This is a genomic window from Sphingopyxis sp. H073, assembly GCF_001468395.1.
Classification (GTDB): Bacteria; Pseudomonadota; Alphaproteobacteria; order Sphingomonadales; family Sphingomonadaceae; genus Sphingopyxis.
In genome coordinates this window covers 1-22,721 of sequence record NZ_LNSG01000010.1, presented here as the reverse complement: position 1 = coordinate 22,721, position 22,721 = coordinate 1, and the positions used below count along the sequence as shown (strand labels likewise).

The following is a 22,721-nucleotide window of genomic DNA, read 5'->3' as shown; positions in this document are numbered from 1 at the left end:
GGCAGGATCCTAGCGCAGGATACGCGCGAAATGGGCCGCGCTTGCGTCGCCACCGGCGGGCGGCGGCGCCGCGCGGTCGCCCAGGCGGTCGGCAAGCACGCGGATCGGTACCAGCGCCTCGGGCCGCAGCCGATAGAAGATCTGCTTAGCCTCGCGCCGCGTGTCGACGATATCGGCCTTGCGCAGCACGCCGAGTTGCTGGCTGAGCAGCGGCTGGCCGATACCGGTCGCGCTTTCGATCTGGCCGACCGCTAGCTCCTGCTCGCGGATCGCGAAGACGAGCTTCAGGCGTACCGGATGCGCGAGGACACGAAGCAATTCGACCAGGACGTCGTCTGTATCGGCACCGTCGGTCATGGCGCCCCGGCCTTGGTCGGCCGGTCCTTCGCGAGCTGATAGAACCAGCCGGTTGTGCCTTTCGCCGCCAGTGCCTCCTTGGCGAGCAGCGCGGGGGGCAGCAGGATATCGTGGCCGGGCATCCAGTCGGCGGGCGTCATCGCCGCGCCGTCGTGGGTGCGCTGAAGCGCCGCGATAGTGCGCAGCAACTCGGCGACCGATCGCCCGACCGACAGCGGGTAGATGGTGAGTGCGCGGATCACGCCGTCGGGATCGATGAAAAAGGCGGCGCGGACCGATGCGGCGTTGTTCGACGCCGGATCGACCATACCGAATGCATGGGCGATCTCAAGCGAACTGTCCTCAACCACCGGGAAGGGAATCGCGACGCCCAGATCGTCGTGGATCGCGCGGATCCAGCCGAGGTGCGAAAAGAGGCTGTCGACCGAATGCGCGAGCAATTCGCAGCCGAGCGCGGCGAACCGATCCGCCGCGCGCGCGATCGCGACGAATTCGCTCGTGCACACCGGCGTGAAATCGCCGGGGTGCGAGAAGAAGAGCAGCCACCTGCCGCGATAGTCGCTGAGCCGCAGCGTTCCGGCTGTGCTGCGAGCGACAAAATCGGGCGCCATGTCGCCGATGCGAAGCGGGGGTTCGGGGCGAGAGGCGTTGCTGTCGGGCACGGGACATCCTTTGCCGACCTGATATATATATTTCACGATATCGTGTAAATGAATGCTCGAAATCAGCCCGGCATCGCGCCCGCACCCCGGTAGAGCATATAGGCGGCGACTGCGAGCACGAGTAGCGCGAAGATCGTGTCGAGCCGCCCGCTGTGCTCCGACAGGCGCTGCGCACCCTTCAGGCCGAGCCAGCTCCCGAACGCGCCGCCGGCGATAAACAGCCCGGCCAGCTGCCAGTCGACGAGCCCCGACCAGGCATAGTTGGCGGCCGTCGTCAGCCCGAAGGCGGTGACCGCGACGAGCGAGGTGCCGACCGCATTGATCGTCGGCATGCCCGTTGCGGCAACGATGCCGGGCACGATCAGAAAGCCGCCGCCGATTCCGAAAAAGCCGCTGAACGCTCCGCTGCCAAGGCCGTAGCCGAGCAATCGCGGGGCGTTTTCGCGGCTGATTCGCACCATTGGATCGCCTGTCCGTCCGCGCCTGCGCAGCATCACCACCGCGATGACAATCATCAGCAGCGCGAAGAGAAGGAGCAACCTGTCGCCGTCGAAGCTTTTACCGAGTGTCGATCCCGCAAGCGCGCCGACGATACCGGCGCCGGCAAAAGTCAACCCGCACGGCCAGCGGACATGGCCGGCGCGCGCATGGTTGGCCAGACCGGCCGCGGCGTTGGCAGCCACGGCCAGCGCCGCGGTGCCGATCGCAACATGCGGTTGCGGCACGCCGACCAGATAGATCATCAGCGGCACTGCAAGAATCGACCCGCCGCCGCCGACCAGTCCAAGCGTGAAGCCGACGAGCACACCCGACAGCGCGCCGAGGGTCATCTGCGCGAGATCGAGCGTCGCGGGATCGGGCATCGCGCCAGCGCTCAGAGAATGTCGAGCGGCAGCTTGAGGTAGCGTGTGCCGTTGCTCTCGGGCTCGGGCAGGCGACCGCCGCGCATGTTGACCTGTACCGACGGCAGGATCAGCTTCGGCATCGCCAGCGTCCTGTCGCGCGCCTCGCGCATCGCGACGAAGACGTCCTCGCTCACACCGTCATGGACGTGGACGTTCGCGGTGCGCTCGGCGGCAATCGTCGTTTCCCACGCATGATTGTCGCGTCCCGGTGCCTTGTAATCATGGCACAGGAAGACGCGTGTCTCGCCCGGAAGCGACAGCAAGCGGCGGATCGATCGATAGAGCGTGCGCGCGTCGCCGCCCGGAAAGTCGGCGCGCGCGGTGCCATAGTCGGGCATGAACAAGGTGTCGCCGGTGAACAGGGCGTCGCCGATGATCCACGCCATGCACGCGGGCGTGTGGCCCGGCGTATGGAGGACGATGCCGTCGATTTCACCAACCCTGAAGGTGTCTCCGTCGGCCATCAGCCGGTCGAACTGCGATCCGTCGCGTGCAAAACGTTCGCCTTCGTTGAAGATCTCGCCGAACATCGTCTGCACGGTTTTGATATGCCGTCCGATCGCAATCCGGCCGCCCAGTTTTTCCTGTAAATAGGGCGCCGCCGACAGGTGATCGGCGTGGGCGTGGGTTTCGATCTGCCATTCGACGCTCAGCCCCTCGGCGCCGACATAGTCGACGATCGCATCGGCCGCGCCATGGCTCGTCCGGCCCGACGCCTGGTCGAAATCGAGCACCGAGTCGATGATCGCCGCCCTCCGCGTCGCAGGGTCGTGGACGACGTGCGTCGCCGTGAAGGTCGCTTCGTCGAAGAAAGTCCGGACGATGGGAGTGTGGCGGGTGCGCCGCGCGGTTTCGATCGTCGCGGCCGCCGTATCGCGGTGGAGGTCGGTCATCGGCAGTCCTTCGCTTTTCATTCGATCCCGCACAGGAGCCGCAGCCGCCATGCCGCGACCTGCACCGCCGCCCTCGCCTCGGCAAGGCGCGCAGTCGCCGCGATCGCCTCGCGCTCGGCGTCGAGCTCGGCGAGCGGCGGTCGAGCCCCCGAGCGCACTTCGAGCCGCGTGCCGCGCAGCGCCTCGCGCGCAGCTATATCTCCTTCGCGCGCGGCTTCCAGTCCGCGCTCGGCGCTTTCGAGGCCGCTCCACGCCTCGATCACCGCCTGCGTCACCTCGTCGCGCGCCTGCCGCAGCCGCGCCGCGCTTGCCGACCGCTGCGCATGCGCCTCGCGCACGCGCGCGCCGCCCGCGCCGCTGTCGAAAAAGGTCCAGCGACCGCGCAGCCCGACGGTCATGCTGTCGGCGCGGTAATCGGGAAAGAATTGGTCGCGCACGCGCGCTCCCTCAGCAAAGACGCCGATCGTCGGGCGGTTCGAGGCCTTGGCCGCACGCACGCCGGCGTCGGCACCATCGACCGCCGCGCCGGCCTGAGCAAGCATCGCATTTGCAGCGATCGCCGCGTCGACAGCGTCGCCGAGCGATGCGGGAACTTCGGGGCGCGGCGGCAGCGCAGCGAGCACGCCGACAGTTTTGCCGGTCAACCGTTCCAACCGTGCCTCGGCTGCCGCGAGCCGGCCCTGCGCCTGAACAAGGCCCGCCTGTCCTTCGGCGCGGCGCGCCCTCGCCTGCGCGACCTCGCTGCTCGCTGCGTCGCCGACATCGTAGCGCAGCGCGGCGTGGCGCACGATCTCGTCGAGCGCGGCGACCAGCGCGGCATAACTCGCGACCAGTTCGCGTGCCGTGAGGACCTCGGCATAGCTCGACACCGTCGCGAGCGTCAGATTCTGCCGCGCCATGTCCGCGCCGATCTTTGCCGCGCGATGGCCCGCGACCGCCTGATCGAGGGCCGAGGCGATCCGTCCGCCGGCATAGAGCGGATATTCACCGACGAACTGGACCGCACTCGGCGTCACATCGTCGGCCGACAGGCCGAAATAGCCGCCGGGATCAAGCCGGCCATAACCGATGCTGCCTTCGATCCGCGCGGTCGGACCCGCCGCCGCGCGCGCCTGCGCAACCCTCGCCTCGGCGGCGCCGGCGTCGGCTTCGGCCGCGACTAGCTCGGGCGAATGCGCGCGCGTGTCGGCGATCGCCGTCGCCAGATCCTGCGCCCTCGCCCCGTGCGCCAGCGCGAAAGCTGCGAGATTCACCGCGATCAGGACAGTTGCGCGCTTCACCGAAAGGCGGCGCCCGCACGCAGCCCGAGCCGCTTGAAGAGCATCGCGGCGGGGCAAAAGCCGGTAAAGCTTGCCTGGATCAGATTGAGCCCGGCAAAGGCGGCGAGCGCGATCCAGTATGGATGAACGAACCACGCGAGGCAAACCCCCAGCAGGACGATAAAACCGGCGAAGCGCAGTACGGCACGATCGAGATTCATCACATTTTCCTTTCGTCAGAAGCGGAGCTTGCGGATTCCCAGCGCGTGCATCGCCAGCCTTTCGTAGAAAGGCTCGCTCTCGCCCTTGCGGACCTTGCGCAGGAAATATTTCTCGAAGCCGATCTTCGCGAGATGGACCCATTTGCCCGACGCCGACCAATTGAGGTTACGCGGCGGGATTTGCGGCTGCGCGACGAAGGCGACGCCGCCGTCGCCGAAATCGGCGAGGCAGACAGCGTTCCACGTCGCCTCGTGCAGCGGCGGCTGCCCCGCGAGTTCGAGCTTCAGATTCTCCGCGCTCGCGGCGACCATCGATTCGATCATGAAGCCTGTCTTCGGCACTCCGACGGGCACCGGCGTAGGGCCGACCGGCGGTATCGCGACGCAGACGCCGAGCGAATAGATGTTGATGAAGGTCGGATTGCGCTGATGCTTGTCGGCGAGGATGAAACCCCGCGGGTTGGTCAGCCCGTCGATCCCGAACACCGCATCGACGCCGCGAAAGGCGGGCAGCAGCATGGCATAGCCGAAGGCCAGATCATGGCTCGCCTTGACGCTGCCGTCCGCTGCGACTTCCTCGACATGCGCCATGCCGGGCTCGAATTTCGCGACGCGCGCATTGGTGATCCATTTGATGTGGCGATCGCGCAGCTCGCTTTCGAGCAGGCCCTTGGTATCGCCGACGCCGTCGAGCCCGAGGTGGCCGATATAGGGCTCGGCGGTGACGAAGGTCATCGGCACCCGGTCGCGGATCTTGCGGCGCCTGAGCTCGGTGTCGAGGATCAGCGCGAATTCATAGGCCGGGCCATAGCAGGAAGCGCCCTGCGCCGCGCCGACGACGATCGGGCTGGGGTTCTCGCAGAAGCGGTCGAAGGCCTTGGCAGCGGCAGCGGCATGATCGGTCGTACAGATCGAGACGGTATTCGCCTCGGGACCGAAGCCTTCGATCTCGTCGAAGGCGAGCTTCGGCCCTGTTGCAATGACGAGATAGTCATAATCGACGAACGACCCGTCATTGAGTTCGATCCGGCTTTCGGCGGGGTGGACGCGCCTGGCGCCGACCGCGGTGAAACCGATGCCCTTGCGTTTCATGACGGGAGGCAGGTGGACGCGAATCGCCTCGGGCTCGCGCCAGCGCACCGCGACCCATGGGTTGGACGGCACAAACCAGTAATTTTCCTGGTCGCAGACGACCATGACTTCGGCCTTGTCCTTCACGGCATCGCGTATCTCATAGGACGCGATCGTCCCGCCGAGCCCGGCGCCCAAGACAACGATCTTCGGAAGCGACATTCGCTTTCTCCTTGCTCCGCAGGGCAGCACTCCCTCGGGTTCGACACCCAAGCGGCAGGCGGGACTATGCCTGCCAGTCTCGATTGACGTCCATATTAGATTTTCCTAATATGCAATATACGTAATATTAGCAATATCTGAAACTACGGGCCGCTCCTAGGATGCCGATCAATCGAGGAGTTTCGCCATGCTGAGCCCATTCCGCCGTCCGCGATATAGGGGAATATCCGCACCCGGCCTCGCGGCTCTCGCACTGATGCTTTCGGCGTGCGGCGGCAACGCGCCGCCGCCAGCCGAGCGAGCGGTGGAGACAAAGGGCGAAACGCTGGTCCTTCGGCCTTCGACGGTCACCGAGTGGAAGGACGTCGGCGCGCTGGTGACGAGCGTAGACATGGCCGATGCGCGCGCGCGCATCCCCGGCATCCTCGAAAGCCTGACCATCCGCGAGGGCGATCTTGTCCGCAAGGGACAAGTGATCGGCCGCGTCGTCGACAGCAGGCTCGGCTACGAAGGCGCTGCTTATGGCGCGCAGGCGGCCGCGGCGCAGGCGCAGGTCGCGCAGGCAGAGGCCGAACTGGCACGCGTCAAATATCTCCACGCCAACGGCGTCTATACCCAGGCGCGGCTCGATCAGGCCGAGGCCGCGGCGCGCGCCGCGCGGGCGCAGGTCAACGCGGCGAAGGCGCAGCAATCGGCGGTCGGCGCGGTTGCGGGACAGGGCGCGGTCGTCGCTCCCTCGGCAGGGCGCGTCCTGACGGCGCAGGTTCCTGCGGGCTCCGCAGTCGCGGCCGGCACATCGATCGCGACGATCACCTCGGGGCCGATGGTGTTGCGACTCGAACTTCCCGAAACATTGGCGGGCAAGGTGCGCGTCGGAAGTTCGGTCCTGGCGACGGGCCTGACAGAGGGTGCAAAGGACGTTACCCCGCGCGCGACCGTCAGCCGCGTCTATCCCTCGGTGACCGGTGGGCAGATGGCCGCGGACGTCCAAATGCCGGGGCTTGCGAGCAATATGGTCGGCCGCCGGATCACCGCGCGGGTCGCGACCGGCGAGCGGCAGGCGCTCGTCGTCCCGAGACGCTTCGTCGAAACCAGCTATGGCATCGATTATGTAACGATCCGCGTCGGCAAGGATTCGGCGTCGCGCGTGCCGGTCCAGATCGCGCCGTCGGACGACCCGGCACGCGTCGAAATCCTCTCGGGCGCCGCCACGGGCGATACGCTGATCGCACCGTCGGCCGGTGCGCGCCCATGAGCCTCGGCATCTCCGGGCGGCTGACGCGCGCGACGATCCAGAGCCCGCTGACGCCGTTGATGCTGCTCGCGGCGATCCTTGTCGGGCTGCTCGCGATTCTGACGATCCCGCGCGAGGAAGAGCCGCAGATCAGCGTGCCGATGGTCGACCTGATGGTCGGCGCACCCGGCCTGTCGGCAAGCGATGCGGTCGAACTGGTCGGCAAGCCGCTCGAGACGATCGTCAAAAGCGTCGACGGCGTCGAACATGTCTATACGCAGGCCGAGGATGACGGGGTGATGGTGACCGCGCGCTTCCTCGTCGGTTCGGACCCCGACGATGCCGCGACGCGCATCAACGAGCGCTTGTCGGCGAACATGCACCGAATCCCGGCGGGCATCGAGCCGCCGCAGGTGACGGCGCGGGGGATCAGCGACGTGCCGATCGTCGTCCTCACGCTGTCGCCGAAACTCGGCGCGCGCGGCGAATGGACCGAACAGGCGCTGCACGCGCTCGCGACCCGGTTGCGCACCGAGGTCGCGAAGGTCGACGATGTCGGGCTGACCTTCATCGCGGGCGGGCAGGAGGAACAGCTTCGCGTCACGCCCGACCCCGCGAAGCTCGCCGCGCATGGGGTCTCGCTCGGTGCGCTGATCGACGCGGCAGCGCAGGCCAACCGCAGTTTTCCCCTCGGCACGGTGCGCGAAGGCGGTGCGGCGACGGCGGTGGTTGCGGGACAGAAAGTGCGCCGCGCCGCCGAGCTGGCGACGATCACCGTGCGCGGGGCGAACGGCAGCCCCGTCTATCTGCGCGACGTCGCGACGGTGACGCAGGGACCGGCCGAGGAGCAGGCGCGCGCGTGGCGCTGGGCGAAGGGCGAAGACGGACATTGGGCGATGGCGCCCGCGGTCAGCCTCGCCGTCGCCAAGCGTTCGGGCGCCAACGCCGTGAAAGTCTCGCACGCTGTCGTCGCGCGGGTCGAAGCGCTGCGCGGTACACTGATTCCCGCCGGGGTCGATGTCGCGGTGACGCGCAACTATGGCGAGACCGCCAACGAAAAAGCGAACGAGCTGATCTTCCACCTCGGCCTGGCGACGGTGTCGATCGTCATCCTGATCGGCTTTGCGATCGGTTGGCGCGAGGCGGCGGTGACCGCGGTGGTGATCCCGACGACGATCCTGCTCACCATGTTCGCCTCGAACCTGATGGGCTTCACGATCAACCGCGTCAGCCTGTTCGCGCTCATCTTTTCGATCGGCATACTCGTCGACGACGCGATCGTGATGATCGAGAATATCTCGCGCCACTGGGCGATGGCCGACGCCCGCAGCCGCATCGATGCCACGGTCGATGCCGTCGCCGAGGTCGGAAATCCGACGATCATCGCGACGCTGACCGTCGTTGCGGCGTTACTGCCAATGCTCTTCGTCTCCGGGCTGATGGGCCCCTATATGGCCCCGATCCCGATCAATGCTTCGGCGGCGATGCTCTTTTCCTTTTTTGTCGCGGTGATCATCGCGCCGTGGCTGATGGTGCGGTTTGCGCGGAACACGCTCGCGCACGGCCACGACCACCATGCGACCGGCGGCAAGCTCGGAGTACTTTACGGCCGCGTCGCCCGGCATGTGATCCGCGACCGCAAGAGCGCGCGCCGTTTCCTGATCGCGGTCGGCGTCGCGACGCTCGTTGCCTGCTCGATGTTCTATTTCAAGGCGGTGACGGTGAAGCTGCTGCCCTTCGACAACAAGTCGGAGGTGCAGCTCGTGCTCGACATGCCCGAAGGCACCTCGCTCGAAACCACGGGGCGTACGCTCGACGCCGCCGCGGCGATTGCGCGGCAATTGCCCGAAGCGCGCTCGATGGAGGCTTATGCGGGCAGCGCGGCGCCGTTCAATTTCAACGGCCTCGTGCGCCATTATTTCCTGCGCAGCCGCCCGGAGATGGGCGATGTGATGGTGACGCTGGCGCCAAAGGATGAGCGCGACCGGTCGAGCCACGACATCGCGCTCGACCTGCGTCAGAAGTTGAAGAAGGCGTTGCCGCTGCCCCCCGGTGCGTCGATCAAGGTCGTCGAGACGCCGCCGGGCCCGCCGGTGCTCGCGACGATGCTCGCTGAAATCTATGGCCCCGACGAAGCGACGCGGCGCCGGACCGCCGAGCAGGTCGAGAAATTGTTTCGCACCATTCCCTATGTCGTCGATGTCGACAACAGCTTCGGGGTGCCGCGCCCGCGGCTGCGCCTTGTTCCCGACCGCGCGCGGATGGACGCCTATGGCATTTCGGAGCGCCAGCTGTTCGACAGCATCGGCGTGCTGCTCGACGGGCAGACCGTCGGCTACGCGCCGCGGGGGCAGGGGCGCGACCCGCTCCCGATCCGCGTCGCGCTCGATCAGGCGCAGCGGACGTGGAGCGCCAGCCTCGCCGCGACCCCGGTCGCTAGCATGGGGCCGGGCGGCCGGCTCGTGCAACTGGGCGAGATCGTCGAGGCGCGCAAGGAAGCCGGCTCGCCCGCGCTGTTCCGCCGCAACGGCCGCGCCGCCGACATGGTCACCGCCGAGCTGGCGGGCGATTATGAGGCGCCGATCTATGGCATCTTCGCGGTCGACGATGCGATCGAGGCGTTCGACTGGAAGGCGCACGGGATGGAAAAACCCGTCATCCGTTTCAACGGGCAGCCCGAGAATGAAGCGGTGCCCACTTTGCTGTGGGACGGCGAGTGGGAGATTACCTGGGTGACCTTCCGCGACATGGGTGCCGCCTTTATGGTCGCGCTGCTCGCGATCTATGTGCTCGTCGTCGGGCAGTTCCGCAACTTCAAGATTCCACTCGTCATCCTGACGCCGATCCCGCTGACGCTCGTTGGCATCGTGCTCGGGCATATGCTGTTCGGTGCGCCGTTCACCGCGACCTCGATGATCGGCTTTATCGCACTCGCCGGGATCATCGTGCGCAACTCGATACTGCTCGTCGATTTCATCAATCATGCGAAAAATCCCGACAAGCCGCTGCGCGATACCTTGCTCGAAGCCGGGATGATCCGCTTCAAGCCGATTGTGCTGACCGCGGCGGCGGCGATGATCGGCGCCGCGACGATCCTGACCGACCCGATCTTCCAAGGGCTTGCCATCTCGCTGCTGTTCGGGCTTGCCTCCTCGACACTGCTGACCGTGCTGGTTATTCCCGCGATCTACATCGTCCTGCGCGACGATGGCCGCGAAGGAAGCCGCTCTCCATGACAAAGCCGACCGACCTCTCGATCCTCAAGCGCGATGCGCATGACATGGCGGGTTATTTGAAGCTGCTCGCGAACCCCGAGCGTCTGCTGATGCTGTGCCAGATGGACGAGCGCGAGGTATCGGTCGGCGAACTGACCGAGATTTCAGGGCTTTCTCAGTCGGCGGTGTCGCAGCACCTGGCGCGCTTCCGGAAACAGGGAATCGTATCGCTGCGCGGCGAGGCACAAACGCGATACTACACATTGGCGGACCCGAAGATGCAGCGGATCATCGCAGCGCTATGCGAGGCATGCAGCGCAGCATAGCCGGCAAGAGTATCCGGCCCAGGCTCACCACGCATACGTAACAGTCCTGATAAGGGGCTCCCGACCCGCCTGCTAAATCCGGGCCATGAAAGCCGCGACTCGTACCCTTTTGACTCCGGCCGCCACCGCCCACACAGTTGGCGATCGCGTGCCGAAGGGACATGGATTCAAGATTCGCGGCCTTCCCATCGACACTTATCCGGAAAACACGGCCTTCCTGCTGCGCGGTGGCGGCGACTTCGCGCCCGAGCAATTCCAGGCGATGCGCAAGGTCGCCATCGGCGACGGAAAGAAGTCGATCCTTGCCACGCTGGCGATCGTCGATGGCGAGGGCCTGCTGGCGCCGGGCGAAATCGGGCTTGGCGAACAGGCTTTCCGGCGTCTCGGTCTGCCGGAGGGGCGCGAAGTTGGCGTCCGCCAGGCTCCGCCGCCGCACAGTCTCGAGTTCGTCCGCCGCAAGATCGATGGCGACACGCTGGACGACGCCGAGATCGCGGAGATCATCCGCGACATCGCTGCCTATCGCTATTCGCCGATGGAAATCGGAGCCTTCCTCGTCGGCTGTGCGGGATTCATGACCACCGAGGAGACGCTTGCCCTGACCCGCGCGATGGCGGATGCCGGTAGCCGACTTCACTGGCCGCCCGGTCCGATCGTCGACAAGCATTGCATCGGCGGCATCCCGGGCAATCGCACATCGATGATCGTTGTGCCGATCGTTGCCGCGCACGGCCTCGCCATGCCGAAGACATCGTCGCGCGCAATCACCTCGCCCTGCGGTACGGCCGACACGATGGAAGTGCTGGCCTCGGTCGATCTGTCTGCCGAACAGCTGACCTCGGTCGTCGAACGCGAGCACGCCGCGCTCGCCTGGGGCGGACGCGTCAACCTGTCGCCCGCGGATGACATCTTGATTTCGGTCGAACGCCCGCTGCGCATCGATACGTTCGACCAGATGGTCGCCTCGATCCTCTCGAAGAAGCTCGCGGCGGGATCGACCCACCTGCTCATCGACATTCCGGTCGGACCGAGCGCCAAGGTGCGCTCGCAAGCCGAAGCCATCCGGCTGCGCAAGCTCTTCGAATATGTGGGCGGAAAGCTCGGCCTCACGCTCGACGTGGTGTTCACCGACGGGGCGCAGCCGGTGGGGCGTGGGGTCGGACCGGTCCTTGAGGCCCGCGACGTAATGGCGGTGCTTCGGCGAGATCCAGCCGCGCCAACGGATCTGCGCGACCGCGCTCTCATGCTCGCGGGGCGCGTACTCGAATTCGATCCATCGCTGAAAGGCGGTGCCGGCCTGGCCCGTGCCCGCGCTCTTCTGAATTCGGGAGAAGCGCTGGCGGCCATGGAAAGGATCATCGACGCGCAGGGACGGCGCGCCATCGCCATCGAGGCCGGCGCCCTCCATCACGATGTTCCTGCCAGCCATCGCGGGTCGGTCGCTGCGATCGACTGCCACCTCATTTCCCGCATCGCGCGCGCCGCGGGCGCGCCGATGGACAAGGGCGCCGGAATCGACCTGTTGCGAAAGATCGGCGATCGGGTCTGCCAGGGCGATATCCTCTATCGTATCTACGCCGAATCGCCGGCCGGCCTCACCTTCGCGCGCGAACTCGCAGAAGCCTCGCCGGCCTATACGGTTGCACCATGACCACGGCGATCTTCGCCTTCGCGGACAACGAGATACAGGCACAAGCGCTGGCCCGGGAACTCGCCTTGCCTCTCCACCGGATCGAGTGCCGGAAATTCCCGGACGGCGAAAGCCTGGTTCGCATTCAAGCCGACGCAGCTGCGGTCGAAACGGCGATTATCTTTCGCTCGCTGAACGATCCGAATGCAAAGCTGGTCGAGCTGCTTCTCGCTGTTGCCGCGCTGCGCGGCAACGGTGCGCAGCGCGTCATGCTGCTCGCGCCCTATCTCGGCTATATGCGGCAGGATATTGCCTTCCGACCCGGCGAGGCGGTCAGCCAGCGCGTCATCGGCGGGCTCATCGCCGACCATTTCGATGGACTTGTAACGGTTGACCCCCATCTCCACCGCACCGGCTCGCTCGGCGATATCGCCCCGGGCATCGTCGCCATCGCGATCCGGGCGGCGCCCGCGCTCGTTACCGCCCTGCGCCATGACTTCGAACCCGCGAATATATTGATCGGCCCTGACCGGGAATCCCTGTCATGGGTCAGGGACATCGCCGATCCGCTGAGTGCGGAGATGTTGATCGGGGAAAAGTGCCGCAGCGGCGACCGCGATGTCGCGGTCGCCCTGCCCGGCATCGAGCGGGTGCGCGGCCGCCCGGCAATCATCGTCGATGATCTTGTGTCGAGCGGGTCGACACTCGTCGGCTGTGCCGCGATGCTCCATGCGGCAGGCGCGACCCGCGTCGAAGCCGTCGTGACCCATTGTCTCGCCGATGCCGCCGATCTCGCGCGGCTGCAAGGCGCGGGCATCGACCGCATCCGTGCCAGCGATTCGGTGCCCGGACCGGTGGCGACGATCCCGCTCGCGGGCGTGCTGGGCGATGCGATTCGCGCGCTGGGCCGGACGGGCGGCGCGCGATGAACGGCGCGGTTTCCGATGGTGCGCCAGCGTTCCGCTGCTCGGGTCTTGCCAAGATTTACCGGACCGGCGAGACCGAAGTCCAAGCGCTCCGCGGCGTGGACCTCGTCATTCCCGCCGGCGAGATTCTTGTCCTCCTCGGCCCTTCGGGCAGCGGCAAATCGACGCTGCTCAACATCATCGGCGGGCTCGACCGCCCGTCCTCGGGGACACTGCTTTATCGCGACCTCGACCTCACCGCGATGGACGATCGGGAATTGACCCGGTTCCGGCGCGCGGACGTCGGTTTCATTTTCCAGTTCTACAATCTGATTCCCAGCCTGACTGCAGAAGAGAATGTGCGCCTCGTCACGGACATCGCCGAGCGTCCGATGAATGCCGCCGAGGCACTGGAGATGGTCGGCCTCGCCGATCGCAGCGACCATTATCCGGCGCAACTGTCGGGCGGCGAGCAGCAGCGCGTTGCCGTCGCCCGGGCAATCGCCAAGCGGCCGGGCGTGCTGCTCTGCGACGAGCCGACCGGCGCCCTCGACAGCCGCACGGGCATCCGGGTTCTTGAGACGCTTGCCGAGGCGAACCGGACGCTCGGTACCACCGTGGTCCTCATCACGCACAATATCGGCATCGCGGCGATGGCGCACCGCGTCTTCCATTTTCTCGACGGGCGCATCGCGCGCGTCGAGGTCAATGCCGCGCCGATCGATCCTTCCGGAGTTTCGTGGTGAAGGCGCTCGACCTCAAACTCGCGCGCGACTTGTGGCGCATGCGTGGCCAGGTACTGGCGATCGCCCTCGTCCTCGCGGCTGCGAGCGCGACCTTCATTCTGTCGCTCGGCGTCCATCGCTCGCTCACCGACACGCGTGATGCCTATTATGCCGAAAGCGCGTTTGCCGATATTTTCGCCGACATGACCCGCGCGCCGCGCAGTATCACCGCGCGCGTTGCTGAAATTCCCGGCGTCCGGCGCGTCGAAGGTTCGATACGCCAATATGCGACGCTCGATCTTCCCGAAGGGCGCGCTCCGGCGCGCGCGCTCGTCAATTCGCTAAGCACGACGGAACGGTCCCTGCTCAACCGGCTGACGTTGCGTGCCGGTCGGCTCCCCGATGCCGCCCGTCCCGGCGAGGTCGTGGCCGACGAGGCGTTCGTCGCGGCCAATGGCCTCGCGCTCGGCGCCCGGCTCGACGCGGTCATCTATGGTCGCAAGCAACCGCTGACCATCGTCGGGATCGGGTTGGCACCGGACTATATCTATTCGATCGCGCCCGGCGACCTTATCCCCGACAACAGCCGGTTCGGTATTTTCTGGATGGGTGAAAAGGCGCTGGAGGCGGCGACCGACCGTACCGGAGCGATTACCCGCCTCGCGCTGACCCTTGAGCGCGGCGCGTCCGAAGCCGATGTGATCCGGCGAGTCGATGCGCTCCTCGCGCCGTACGGCGGCACCGGCGCCTATGGCCGCGCCGATCATATAAGCCACGCCTTCCTCGACAATGAGCTGATGCAGCTCGAGGCGATGACCCGGGTCATCCCGCCGGTGTTCCTGATCGTATCGACCTTTCTCGTCTATATCGTGCTCGGACGCATGATCCAGACCGAGAGATCGCTGATCGGGCTTGTAAAGGCTTTTGGTTACTCTGATCGGGCGATCGGCTGGCACTATCTCAAATTCGCACTCGCGATCGCGCTCATCGCTACCATCCTCGGGTCGCTGGCCGGCGCCTGGATGGGGCGCGGCATGACGAGCCTCTATGCCGAATATTATCGCTTTCCGATTCTGCGATATCATATTTCCCCCGCAGTCATCGTCGGAGCGGCTGCGCTCGCGGCAGCGTCGGCGGGTCTGGGCGCGCTCGGGGGCATGCGCGCCGCCGTCCGGCTCAGCCCTGCCGTCGCGATGGCGCCGCCTCCGCCCCCTGTCTATCGCGCCGGACCGATCGAACGCCTCGGCAAGCGCGCCGGTCTTTCGGTCATCGGCCACATGATCCTGCGCCATATCGCCCGCTGGCCGGCGCGTTCGGCGATGACCGTTTTCGGCGTGGCGCTGTCGATGGGCCTGCTCTTCGCGACAATGCAGTTTGTCGATTCGAGCCGAAGCATGCTCGATTCCTATTTCTTCCGGGCACAGCGATATGATCTCGCGGTGACTTTCATCGAACCGCGCGGTGCGGACGCGATGCATGCGCTCGCCCAGATTCCCGGCGTGCTGCGGGTCGAGCCGACGCGCGCCCTCCCCGTGAAATTGCGATCAGGCAGCCGGTCCGAGCGCACGGCGATCGAAGCGAGCGCATCGGACGCGCGGCTTTCGGCACATATCGACCGCGACGGGCGCGAGCTCACCCTCCCGCCCGCGGGCCTCATGCTGAGCCGTCAGCTCGCCGACCAGCTCGGGGTGACCCCAGCGCCGCGATGCCAGCTGCACGGTCTGTACGGGTCCAAGATCGGCGGCAGATGTTCCGAGAGCGACCTCATAAGCCCCGCCGGCGATTTGCCACCCGCCTTCTTTCCAGTCGGCGAGAAGTCGCGGGTCGACGGTGACCGTCACGGTTTTGGACGCGCCGGGAGCGAGATTCACCTTACTCCAGCCGAGCAACCGCAACTTTTTCTGCCCCGCGGCGGAGACAAGATAAAGCTGCGCGACGTCAGCGCCGGACTTTTCCCCGATATTCTTGACATTGAAGGTAGCCGTCACGGTCTGCTTGCCGGAGAGCCGGAGCCCCGTGTGAGCAAACTTCGTGTAGCTCAGCCCGTATCCGAACGGGAAAAGCGGTTTATATCCTTTGCGGCTATACCACCTATATCCCACATCCGATCCATCGACATCATAGTCGACGGATAGTCCGCGTTCCTTCCCCTGCCGTCCCATGAGATCGGGCTCGACCCAGTCGCTGCCCGGCAAAATGGGAAAGGGAAGCTGCTCCGCGCTGGCCGGGAATGTCACCGGGAGCCGGCCGGACGGGTTGACGTCTCCGTAGAGGACCGATGCGATCGCTGGTCCACCCCTTGCGCCGGGATACCAGGCCTCGACCACCGCGGCAGTTTTCTCAAGCCAAGGCATGAAGACGGCGCCGCCGGTTTGCAATACGACGATCGTGTTGGGGTTCACTGCCGCCACGGCTTCGATCAGCTGATCCTGACCTTGCGGAAGATTGAGGTCGGGCACGTCGGAGCCTTCCCCGCGCCATTGATTGGCGAAGACGATGGCGACATCGGCTCCGCGCGCAGCTTCAACCGCGTCAGTAATGTAACGGCCGTCCCGAAAGACGAACTTGGTTGCGGGTGCCCGGGCCTTCAGCGCCTCGAGCGGAACGGAACGATGATAGGCCTGCGAAAAGAGGCCTGCGAATGGTCCGCTCCCGCCAATGGGCACCGCAACCGCCGGCCCCTCGATGCTCTGCACCTGCGACGATCCCGCGCCCGACAACACGCCGCTATCCGCATAACCGCCGATGACCGCGATCTTCTTGGCGGTCGCGGCCAGTGGCAACGCATTTGCTCGGTTGTGGAGCAGGACGATGCCTTCTTTCGCCACTGCTTCGGCAATCTTTCCGTTGGCCTCGAAGTCGATGGGCTGGACGACCGGAGGGTTCTGGTCGAGCCCATTGGAATAAATGCCATAAAGCACGCGCCGGTTCATGTCCTTGATCCGCGCGGCCAGCCGAGGTTCGCTTGCCGCAGCTGCGGCAAGTTCGGGGCCGAAGAATAATTTGGGGTCGAGCTGGAAACCGGATTGCTGATCAAGGCCATTGATCGCCGCATCCATTGTGTGAACCCCGCCCCAGTCCGACATGACAAAGCCTTTGAAGCCCCAGTCCTGCTTGAGCACCTTGTTGAGGAGCCAGTCGTTTTCGCAGGCATAGTGGCCGTTCACCTTGTTATATGCGCACATGACGGCGCCCGGGCGCCCCTTCTCCAGGGCGATCTGAAATGACAGCAGGTCGGACTCGCGGGCTGCGGCTTCCGAAATCCTGACGTCGATAAACCCTCGAGCCGTTTCCTGCGCGTTCAACGCGAAATGCTTCATCGTCGAAATCACGTGATTCGACTGAACGCCGCGTATCGATGCTCCTGCCATTTCGCCCGCGAGCAGAGGGTCTTCGCCGAAATATTCGAAGACCCGGCCATTTCGAGGCTCGCGGACCAAGTTCATGCCGCCGGCAAGGAGGACGTTGAAACCCTTTGCGCGCGCTTCTCCGCCGATCATTCGGCCGCCAAGTTCAATCAGGCCCGTGTTCCAGCTCGATGCCATCGCAACTGCCGATGGCAATGCCGTCGCGCCGTCCTTTCTGATACCGCCGGCCCAGGAGACGCCCATCCCGGCATCCGTCTCCTTGAGCGCCGGAATATTCAGGCGCGGAATACCCGGAACATAGCCCGCTGCGGGAATAGCATCCTCGGGAAGCCCTCCATCATGCGGATGAAGATGCCCTTGTCGCTCCACCGCTTCCAGCGATTGTAGAGCGTCTTTGCCGGGCCATATTCTCTCGGCGCATCCCGCCACCTCAGCCCATTACGATTGACGAAGATGATGCCGCTCAAAACCCGCCGGTCATCGACGCGCTCCCGGCCATGGCTCTTCGGAAAATACGGCTGAAGACGCGCCATCTGCTCGTCAGTCAGCCAATACAAATCACTCATCAGTCAGGCTCCTCACAGTGAGCCTGAATCACAGCGGCCTGCTCAAATCAATGGGTCCTGACCCTAGGTACCGCGGGCATATGCGTCTCGGGCCATCGTCTTAAATGGAGCGAATAGCATTGGTGAAACTCGACGGTTGGCACCTTGAATCGCTGAATGCAGTCTCCGCCGGGCTCCCTAAATGGCATAAATCTGCCATCTACCCCACACCTCTGCAAATCTGAAAATTGCGGGGTAAATCTCAACGGGATAGGAGAGAATCGCTCATCTAAGAAATTATGAGCGGCTTCAGATGAAATCTGACATGGTTCTGGATGCCCCGTGAGGATTCGAACCTCAATAGACGGAATCAGAATCCGTAGTCTTACCATTAGACGACGGGGCAACGAGGCGGGCGCAATATGATTGCGTGGCCGTCCTGTCAAGGCCGCTGCGTCGATTTGCAACAGCCCGCTTGCCCTCCGGCATTTCGCCGCTAGCATCGCGCCATAACAAGAGGGGCCGCGCCCTGGCGCAGACCCCGCACATGGAGGTGGGTTGATGCGTCATGTCGCGATCGTCGGGTCGGGTCCGGCAGGATATTATACCGCCGAAGCATTGCAGAAAGCCGACGATATCGCGATCGACGTCATCGACAGGTTGCCCGTTCCCTATGGCCTGATCCGCACCGGCGTCGCCCCCGATCACCAGTCGATCAAGGCGGTGTCGCGCCGCTACGAAGGCGTCGCGCTCACCGACAACGTCCGCTTCGTCGGCCATGTCTCGGTCGGCACCGACGTCAGCATCGATGAATTGACGAGCCTCTATGACGCCGTGGTGCTGGCGACCGGCGCCCCACACGACCGTCCGCTCGACATCCCCGGCGCCTCGCTGCCGGGGGTGATCGGCAGCGCGGCCTTCGTGGGCTGGTACAACGGCCATCCCGATTTCGCGAAGCTCGATCCGTCGCTCGATGCCCCTGGCGTTGTGGTCGTCGGCAACGGCAATGTCGCGCTCGACGTCGCCCGCATCCTTGCCAAGACCCCGGAGGAGTTCGCGGGCAGCGATATCGTGTCGCACGCCCGCGCGGCGCTTTCCGACAGCGCGGTGCGCGAGATCCACATCCTCGGGCGCCGCGGCCCGCACCAGATCGCCATGACCCCCAAGGAACTTGGCGAACTCGGCCATCTCGAACGCGCCAGCCCGCGCGTCGACCCCGCCGACCTTCCCGACGAAGGCGACGACGCCATGCTCGAACCCGGGATGCGCAAGTCGGTGACACACCTCCGCAGCTTCGCGGCCAACCCGGTCGCAAAGCCGGTGACGATCGAGTTCGATTTCTTTGCGATGCCCGTCCGGATCGAGGGAGACGGGCGTGTCGAGCGCGTGATCGTCGAACGCACGACGCTCGACGCCGACCTGCGCAGCCACGGCACCGGCGAAACCTATGCGATCGACGCGGGGCTGGTGATCAGCTGCATCGGCTATCAGACCCCGCCGATCCCCGGTGTCCCCTATGAGCATGGCCGCGGCCGCTTCGCGAGCGACGAGGGGCGGGTGCTTTCCGGGCTCTATGCGGTGGGCTGGGCCCGGCGCGGCCCGTCGGGGACGATCGGGACGAACAAGCCCGACGGTGCCCGCATCGCCGAAATGGTGCTGGAGGACATCGGGCGCGGCGCGGGCAAGGCGGGGCGCGCCGGGCTCGACGCGCTGCTCGCGAGCCGCGATATCGTGCCCGTCACCTTCCGCGACTGGCGCAAGATCGAAGCGGCCGAAATCGCGGCCGCGCTCGACGGCAACCCGCGCGAGAAGTTCACCAGCGTCGAGGCGATGCTCGCCGCAATCCGACGGTGAGCCCCGACCGGGACGGCATCCGCGCATTGCTGCGTTGGCTGCTGGCGCTTGCCTATGGCTATGCGGGCTATCGCCATCTCGCGACGCCCGCGCCCTTCCTTGCGATCACGCCGGAGTGGGTACCGCAGCCCCAATTCGTCGTCGCCGCGACCGGCGTTGCCGAGCTGGCGGGCGCACTCGGGCTGATGGTCCCGCAGACGCGCAAGGCCGCGGGCTGGGGCCTCGCCCTCTATGCACTCTGCGTCTGGCCCGCGAACTTTCACCATGCGCTTGCGAACGTCGCGATCAATGGCGAGACGCTGAGCTGGTGGTACCACGGCCCGCGCCTCGCGCTGCAGCCGCTAATCATCTGGTGGGCGCTGTGGGCGAGCGGCGCGACCGACTGGCCGTTCCGCCGCCGCTAGCCTCTATTTCGCGACCGGCGTCTCGATCGGCGGCTGGCCTTTCTGGCTTGCCGCATAGGCCTCGACCGCCTTCAGCACGCGCAGCATGTTGCCGCTGGCGATCTTTTCGAGATCGGCCTGCGAATAGCCACGCTTCGCAAGCTCGGTGAACAGCGCGGGGTATCCCGACACATCCTCCATCCCGACCGGCGCCGAATCCATCCCGTCATAATCGCCGCCGAGCCCGATATGATCGACCCCGATCATCGTCTTGATATGGTCGATATGGTCGGCGACCTTCTGCACATTGGTCTTCGGCACCGGGTTTGCGGCATCCCATGCCTGCAACGCGGCCTTCGCTGCCGCCGGATCGCCCGGATAGAGCGCCTTCAGCCGCGCCTCCTCGGCCGTGCGCGCAAGCCCCTGCGCGCGGACATCGGCGTCGAGGAAGCTCGGCAGCAGGACGACCATCACGATCCCGCCATTCGCCTTGACGAGCGGCAGCACACTGTCGGGGACGTTGCGCGGATGCGGGTTCACCGCGCGCACCCCCGAATGGCTGAACATCACCGGCGCCTTCGCAACCTCCAGCGCGTCCTTCATCGTGGCTTCGCTGACATGGCTCAGGTCGACGATCATGCCGATGCGGTTCATCTCGCGCACGACCTGCCGACCGAAATCGTTGAGGCCATCGAGCGCGGGCGCGTCGGTCGCGCTGTCGGCCCACGGGATGTTCTTCGAGTGCGTCAGCGTCATGTAGCGCGCCCCGAGATCATACATCTGGCGCAGCACGGCGAGTGACGAGCCGATCGACTGGCCGCCCTCCATCCCCATCATCCCGGCGATCTTGCCCGCCTTCATCGCCTTTTCAAGCTCGGCCGAATTGGCCGCGAGCGCAAGGTCGTTCGGGTAGCGCGCGACGAGCCGTTTGGTGACGTCGATCTGTTCGAGCGTTTGCTGCACCGCCTGCTGCTCGTTGCTGTTCGCGGGCACATAGACCGACCAGAATTGCGCCCCGACATGGCCCTTGCGCAGGCGCCGAAGGTCGGTGTGCATCGCGATCACCGGCGGATCGGCGTCGGGCTTCGCGGTATCGGTCGTGTCGACGAAGTCGAAATCATTGATCATGTTGGCAGCGCGGCCGCGCAGCGCCCAGGGCACGTCATTATGGCCGTCGAACACCGGCGCCTTTTTGAGCGCGGCTTCGGCGGTCGCCTCGGGCGACTTTTGCGCCATGGTGGGAGTGGAGATCAGGGCGAATGCGGCGAGGCCGACAAGCAGGGGGGCTTTGTTCATGGCGCGCGACCCTAATGCGTTGATCGGACGGCGCAAGCCCGAGGCGGAGCGGGAGGTCGCGAGGGCGTGCGGTTTGTTTCACGCAAAGGCGCAAATACGCGAAGAAAATAAAATCTCACACAAAGACACAAAGAGGGCGCGCGCCCACGCGGATGGCAGCTTGTCGCCGCAGGCGGCCATAAAGGCGCTTCGCGTGATTATGGCGCTGCGGTTGCTGGCGTCCAGCGCCCTCTTTGTGTCTTTGTGTGAGATCCCTTTTTTCTCTCTTCTTTGCACCTTTGCGCCTTTGCGTGCGATTTTTTCTGCGCCGCACCCACGGGTCAGACTTGCCTTGACGTTCGCGTAAACCCCGCGCAGCATCGCGCGATGACGGCCTTCGACGACTGGCGCGCGCGTTCGCCCTATTATGACGAAACCCACGACGCGCTGGCGCAAAGCGTCCGCCGTTTCGTCGCGCGCGAGATCGCGCCGCACATCGACCGCTGGGAGGCCGCGGGCGAATTGCCGCGCGACCTGCACCGGAAAGCCGCCGAGGCGGGCATCCTCGGCCTGCGCTATCCCGAACAATATGGCGGCCATTCGGAAGGCTTCGACAATTTCCACGGTCTCGTGCTAACCGAGGAACTCGCCGCAGTGGGCGCGGGCGGACTCGGCGCGTCGCTGATGACGCACGGCATCGGCTTGCCCCCGATCCTTGCCCTCGGTTCCGACGAACTGAAACAGCGTATCGCGCCTCCGGTCCTCGCGGGCGACAAGATCATCGCGCTCGGCATCACCGAGGCGGGCGGCGGCAGCGACGTCGCGAACCTCAAGACGACCGCGGTGCGCGACGGCGACTCCTACCTGGTCAACGGCGGCAAGATGTTCATCACCAGCGGCATGCGCGCCGACTGGCTGACCTGCGCCGTGCGCACCGGCGGCCCCGGCGCCGCGGGCATCTCGCTGTTGCTGATCGACATGGAGAGCCCCGGCGTCGAGCGCACGCGGCTCGACAAGATGGGCTGGCGCTGCAGCGACACCGCCGCGATCCACTTCAGCGACGTCCGCGTCCCCGCCGAAAATCTGATCGGTCCCGAGAATGGCGGCTTCATCGGCATCATGCGCAATTTCAACAGCGAGCGCCTCGGCATGGCGATGGGTTGCTGCGCGATGGCGCGCGTCGCGATGGCCGAGGCCGCCGAATGGGCGCAGCAACGCGAGACCTTTGGGCGTCCGCTCGTCGGCCACCAGTCGATCCGCATCAAGCTCGCCGACATGGAACGCCAGATCGAGGCGACGCAGGCATGGGTCGACCTTTGCGCCTGGCAGGTCAAGGAGGGCAAGGACCGCCCCGCCGACTTCGCGATGCTAAAGGTGCAGGCGACGCGGATGCTCGAAGCCGTCGCGCGCGAGGCGGCGCAGATTCTCGGCGGCGCCTCCTACATCACCGGCAGCAAGGTCGAACGCATCTACCGCGAAGTGCGCGTCAACGCGATCGGCGGCGGCAGCGAGGAAATCATGCTCGATTTGGCTGGGCGGCAATTGTTCGGAGGGAAGCGCTAGGGTCAGGAATCATTGATCAGAGCCAGAAGATGACTGTAGCGGCGAGGGCTACGGCGGAGAAGAAGGCCTTCGGGCACCGATCGTAGCGCGTGGCGACGCGCCGCCAGT

19 protein-coding genes, 1 tRNA gene and 3 pseudogenes are annotated in these 22,721 nt (G+C 65.8%); 11 read left to right on the top strand and 12 right to left on the bottom strand.

Annotation, left to right across the window (positions count from 1 at the left end):
• Nucleotides 1-9 precede the first annotated feature (9 nt).
• From ATE64_RS17160 to ATE64_RS17130, 7 genes are all read right to left on the bottom strand, one after another.
• Nucleotides 10-357, bottom strand: a complete 348-nt coding sequence (locus ATE64_RS17160; RefSeq protein ID WP_058456218.1) for a metalloregulator ArsR/SmtB family transcription factor — start codon at nucleotides 355-357, stop codon at nucleotides 10-12.
• Nucleotides 354-1,019 carry a peroxiredoxin gene (locus ATE64_RS17155; protein WP_231729156.1) on the bottom strand — a complete coding sequence of 222 codons (666 nt, stop codon included), beginning with the start codon at nucleotides 1,017-1,019 and terminating at the stop codon, nucleotides 354-356. The genes ATE64_RS17160 and ATE64_RS17155 overlap by 4 nt, the downstream gene beginning before the upstream one ends.
• Before the next feature lie 62 nt (nucleotides 1,020-1,081).
• Entirely contained in the window at nucleotides 1,082-1,882 is an 801-nt protein-coding gene (locus ATE64_RS17150; RefSeq protein ID WP_058456217.1) for a sulfite exporter TauE/SafE family protein, read from the bottom strand.
• An 11-nt stretch (nucleotides 1,883-1,893) separates the two neighbouring features.
• On the bottom strand, nucleotides 1,894-2,817 hold the full coding sequence (locus ATE64_RS17145) for an MBL fold metallo-hydrolase (protein WP_058456282.1): 924 nt from the start codon (nucleotides 2,815-2,817) through the stop codon (nucleotides 1,894-1,896).
• Nucleotides 2,818-2,834: 17 nt separating this feature from the next.
• Complete coding sequence (locus ATE64_RS17140) at nucleotides 2,835-4,097, bottom strand: TolC family protein (RefSeq protein ID WP_231729155.1); 1,263 nt, start codon at nucleotides 4,095-4,097, stop codon at nucleotides 2,835-2,837.
• Nucleotides 4,094-4,297 (bottom strand): DUF2892 domain-containing protein, encoded by a 204-nt coding sequence (locus ATE64_RS17135; protein WP_058456216.1) that lies wholly within the window; start codon nucleotides 4,295-4,297, stop codon nucleotides 4,094-4,096. The genes ATE64_RS17140 and ATE64_RS17135 overlap by 4 nt, the downstream gene beginning before the upstream one ends.
• 15 nt (nucleotides 4,298-4,312) lie before the next feature.
• Nucleotides 4,313-5,590 (bottom strand): FAD/NAD(P)-binding oxidoreductase, encoded by a 1,278-nt coding sequence (locus tag ATE64_RS17130; RefSeq protein WP_058456215.1) that lies wholly within the window; start codon nucleotides 5,588-5,590, stop codon nucleotides 4,313-4,315.
• Nucleotides 5,591-5,777: 187 nt separating this feature from the next.
• Between ATE64_RS17130 and ATE64_RS17125 the strand changes: the two genes are divergently transcribed.
• The 7 genes and pseudogenes from ATE64_RS17125 to ATE64_RS22400 all read left to right on the top strand — a co-directional run.
• On the top strand, nucleotides 5,778-6,845 hold the full coding sequence (locus ATE64_RS17125; protein ID WP_058456214.1) for an efflux RND transporter periplasmic adaptor subunit: 1,068 nt from the start codon (nucleotides 5,778-5,780) through the stop codon (nucleotides 6,843-6,845).
• Complete coding sequence (locus ATE64_RS17120; protein WP_058456213.1) at nucleotides 6,842-10,060, top strand: efflux RND transporter permease subunit; 3,219 nt, start codon at nucleotides 6,842-6,844, stop codon at nucleotides 10,058-10,060. The genes ATE64_RS17125 and ATE64_RS17120 overlap by 4 nt, the downstream gene beginning before the upstream one ends.
• Entirely contained in the window at nucleotides 10,057-10,365 is a 309-nt protein-coding gene (locus ATE64_RS17115; protein WP_058456212.1) for a metalloregulator ArsR/SmtB family transcription factor, read from the top strand. Before ATE64_RS17120 ends, ATE64_RS17115 begins: the two co-directional genes overlap by 4 nt.
• 148 nt (nucleotides 10,366-10,513) lie before the next feature.
• Nucleotides 10,514-12,016, top strand: a complete 1,503-nt coding sequence (locus ATE64_RS17110) for a thymidine phosphorylase family protein (protein WP_058456211.1) — start codon at nucleotides 10,514-10,516, stop codon at nucleotides 12,014-12,016.
• A complete protein-coding gene (locus tag ATE64_RS17105) occupies nucleotides 12,013-12,924 on the top strand; it encodes a ribose-phosphate diphosphokinase (protein ID WP_058456210.1) in 912 nt (303 codons plus the stop codon). Before ATE64_RS17110 ends, ATE64_RS17105 begins: the two co-directional genes overlap by 4 nt.
• Nucleotides 12,921-13,646: an ABC transporter ATP-binding protein gene (locus ATE64_RS17100; RefSeq protein ID WP_058456209.1), complete on the top strand. Its 726-nt coding sequence runs from the start codon at nucleotides 12,921-12,923 to the stop codon at nucleotides 13,644-13,646. Before ATE64_RS17105 ends, ATE64_RS17100 begins: the two co-directional genes overlap by 4 nt.
• A gap of 38 nt (nucleotides 13,647-13,684) precedes the next feature.
• Nucleotides 13,685-14,704 (top strand): annotated as a pseudogene (locus ATE64_RS22400) (ABC transporter permease); the annotation flags it as partial.
• Between the two features lie 465 nt (nucleotides 14,705-15,169).
• Here the strand turns inward: ATE64_RS22400 and ATE64_RS21285 are convergent.
• The 3 genes and pseudogenes from ATE64_RS21285 to ATE64_RS17080 form a co-directional block, all read right to left on the bottom strand.
• A complete protein-coding gene (locus ATE64_RS21285) occupies nucleotides 15,170-17,236 on the bottom strand; it encodes a glycoside hydrolase family 3 C-terminal domain-containing protein (RefSeq protein WP_082657508.1) in 2,067 nt (688 codons plus the stop codon).
• 92 nt (nucleotides 17,237-17,328) lie between these two features.
• Nucleotides 17,329-17,559, bottom strand: a pseudogene (locus ATE64_RS17085) (transposase); the annotation flags it as partial.
• 311 nt (nucleotides 17,560-17,870) lie between these two features.
• Nucleotides 17,871-17,944, bottom strand: a tRNA-Gln gene (locus ATE64_RS17080).
• Between the two features lie 155 nt (nucleotides 17,945-18,099).
• Between ATE64_RS17080 and ATE64_RS17075 the strand changes: the two genes are divergently transcribed.
• A complete protein-coding gene (locus ATE64_RS17075; RefSeq protein ID WP_058457696.1) occupies nucleotides 18,100-19,392 on the top strand; it encodes an FAD-dependent oxidoreductase in 1,293 nt (430 codons plus the stop codon).
• On the top strand, nucleotides 19,389-19,796 hold the full coding sequence (locus ATE64_RS17070) for a DoxX family protein (RefSeq protein WP_231729154.1): 408 nt from the start codon (nucleotides 19,389-19,391) through the stop codon (nucleotides 19,794-19,796). Before ATE64_RS17075 ends, ATE64_RS17070 begins: the two co-directional genes overlap by 4 nt.
• 3 nt (nucleotides 19,797-19,799) lie before the next feature.
• Here the strand turns inward: ATE64_RS17070 and ATE64_RS17065 are convergent, their stop codons facing one another.
• Complete coding sequence (locus tag ATE64_RS17065) at nucleotides 19,800-21,071, bottom strand: dipeptidase (RefSeq protein ID WP_058457697.1); 1,272 nt, start codon at nucleotides 21,069-21,071, stop codon at nucleotides 19,800-19,802.
• Between ATE64_RS17065 and ATE64_RS17060 the strand changes: the two genes are divergently transcribed.
• Both ATE64_RS17060 and ATE64_RS17055 read left to right on the top strand, forming a co-directional pair.
• Nucleotides 21,070-21,417 carry a hypothetical protein gene (locus tag ATE64_RS17060; protein WP_058457698.1) on the top strand — a complete coding sequence of 116 codons (348 nt, stop codon included), beginning with the start codon at nucleotides 21,070-21,072 and terminating at the stop codon, nucleotides 21,415-21,417. The two genes, ATE64_RS17065 and ATE64_RS17060, sit on opposite strands and share 2 nt — an antisense overlap.
• 20 nt (nucleotides 21,418-21,437) lie before the next feature.
• The gene (locus ATE64_RS17055) at nucleotides 21,438-22,613 is read left to right on the top strand and encodes an acyl-CoA dehydrogenase family protein (protein WP_058457699.1); all 1,176 of its coding nucleotides are present in this window, start codon (nucleotides 21,438-21,440) and stop codon (nucleotides 22,611-22,613) included.
• A 16-nt stretch (nucleotides 22,614-22,629) separates the two neighbouring features.
• On the opposite strand, the pseudogene ATE64_RS21780 reads toward ATE64_RS17055, so the two are convergent.
• Nucleotides 22,630-22,721: pseudogene (locus ATE64_RS21780) on the bottom strand (IS5/IS1182 family transposase); the annotation flags it as partial.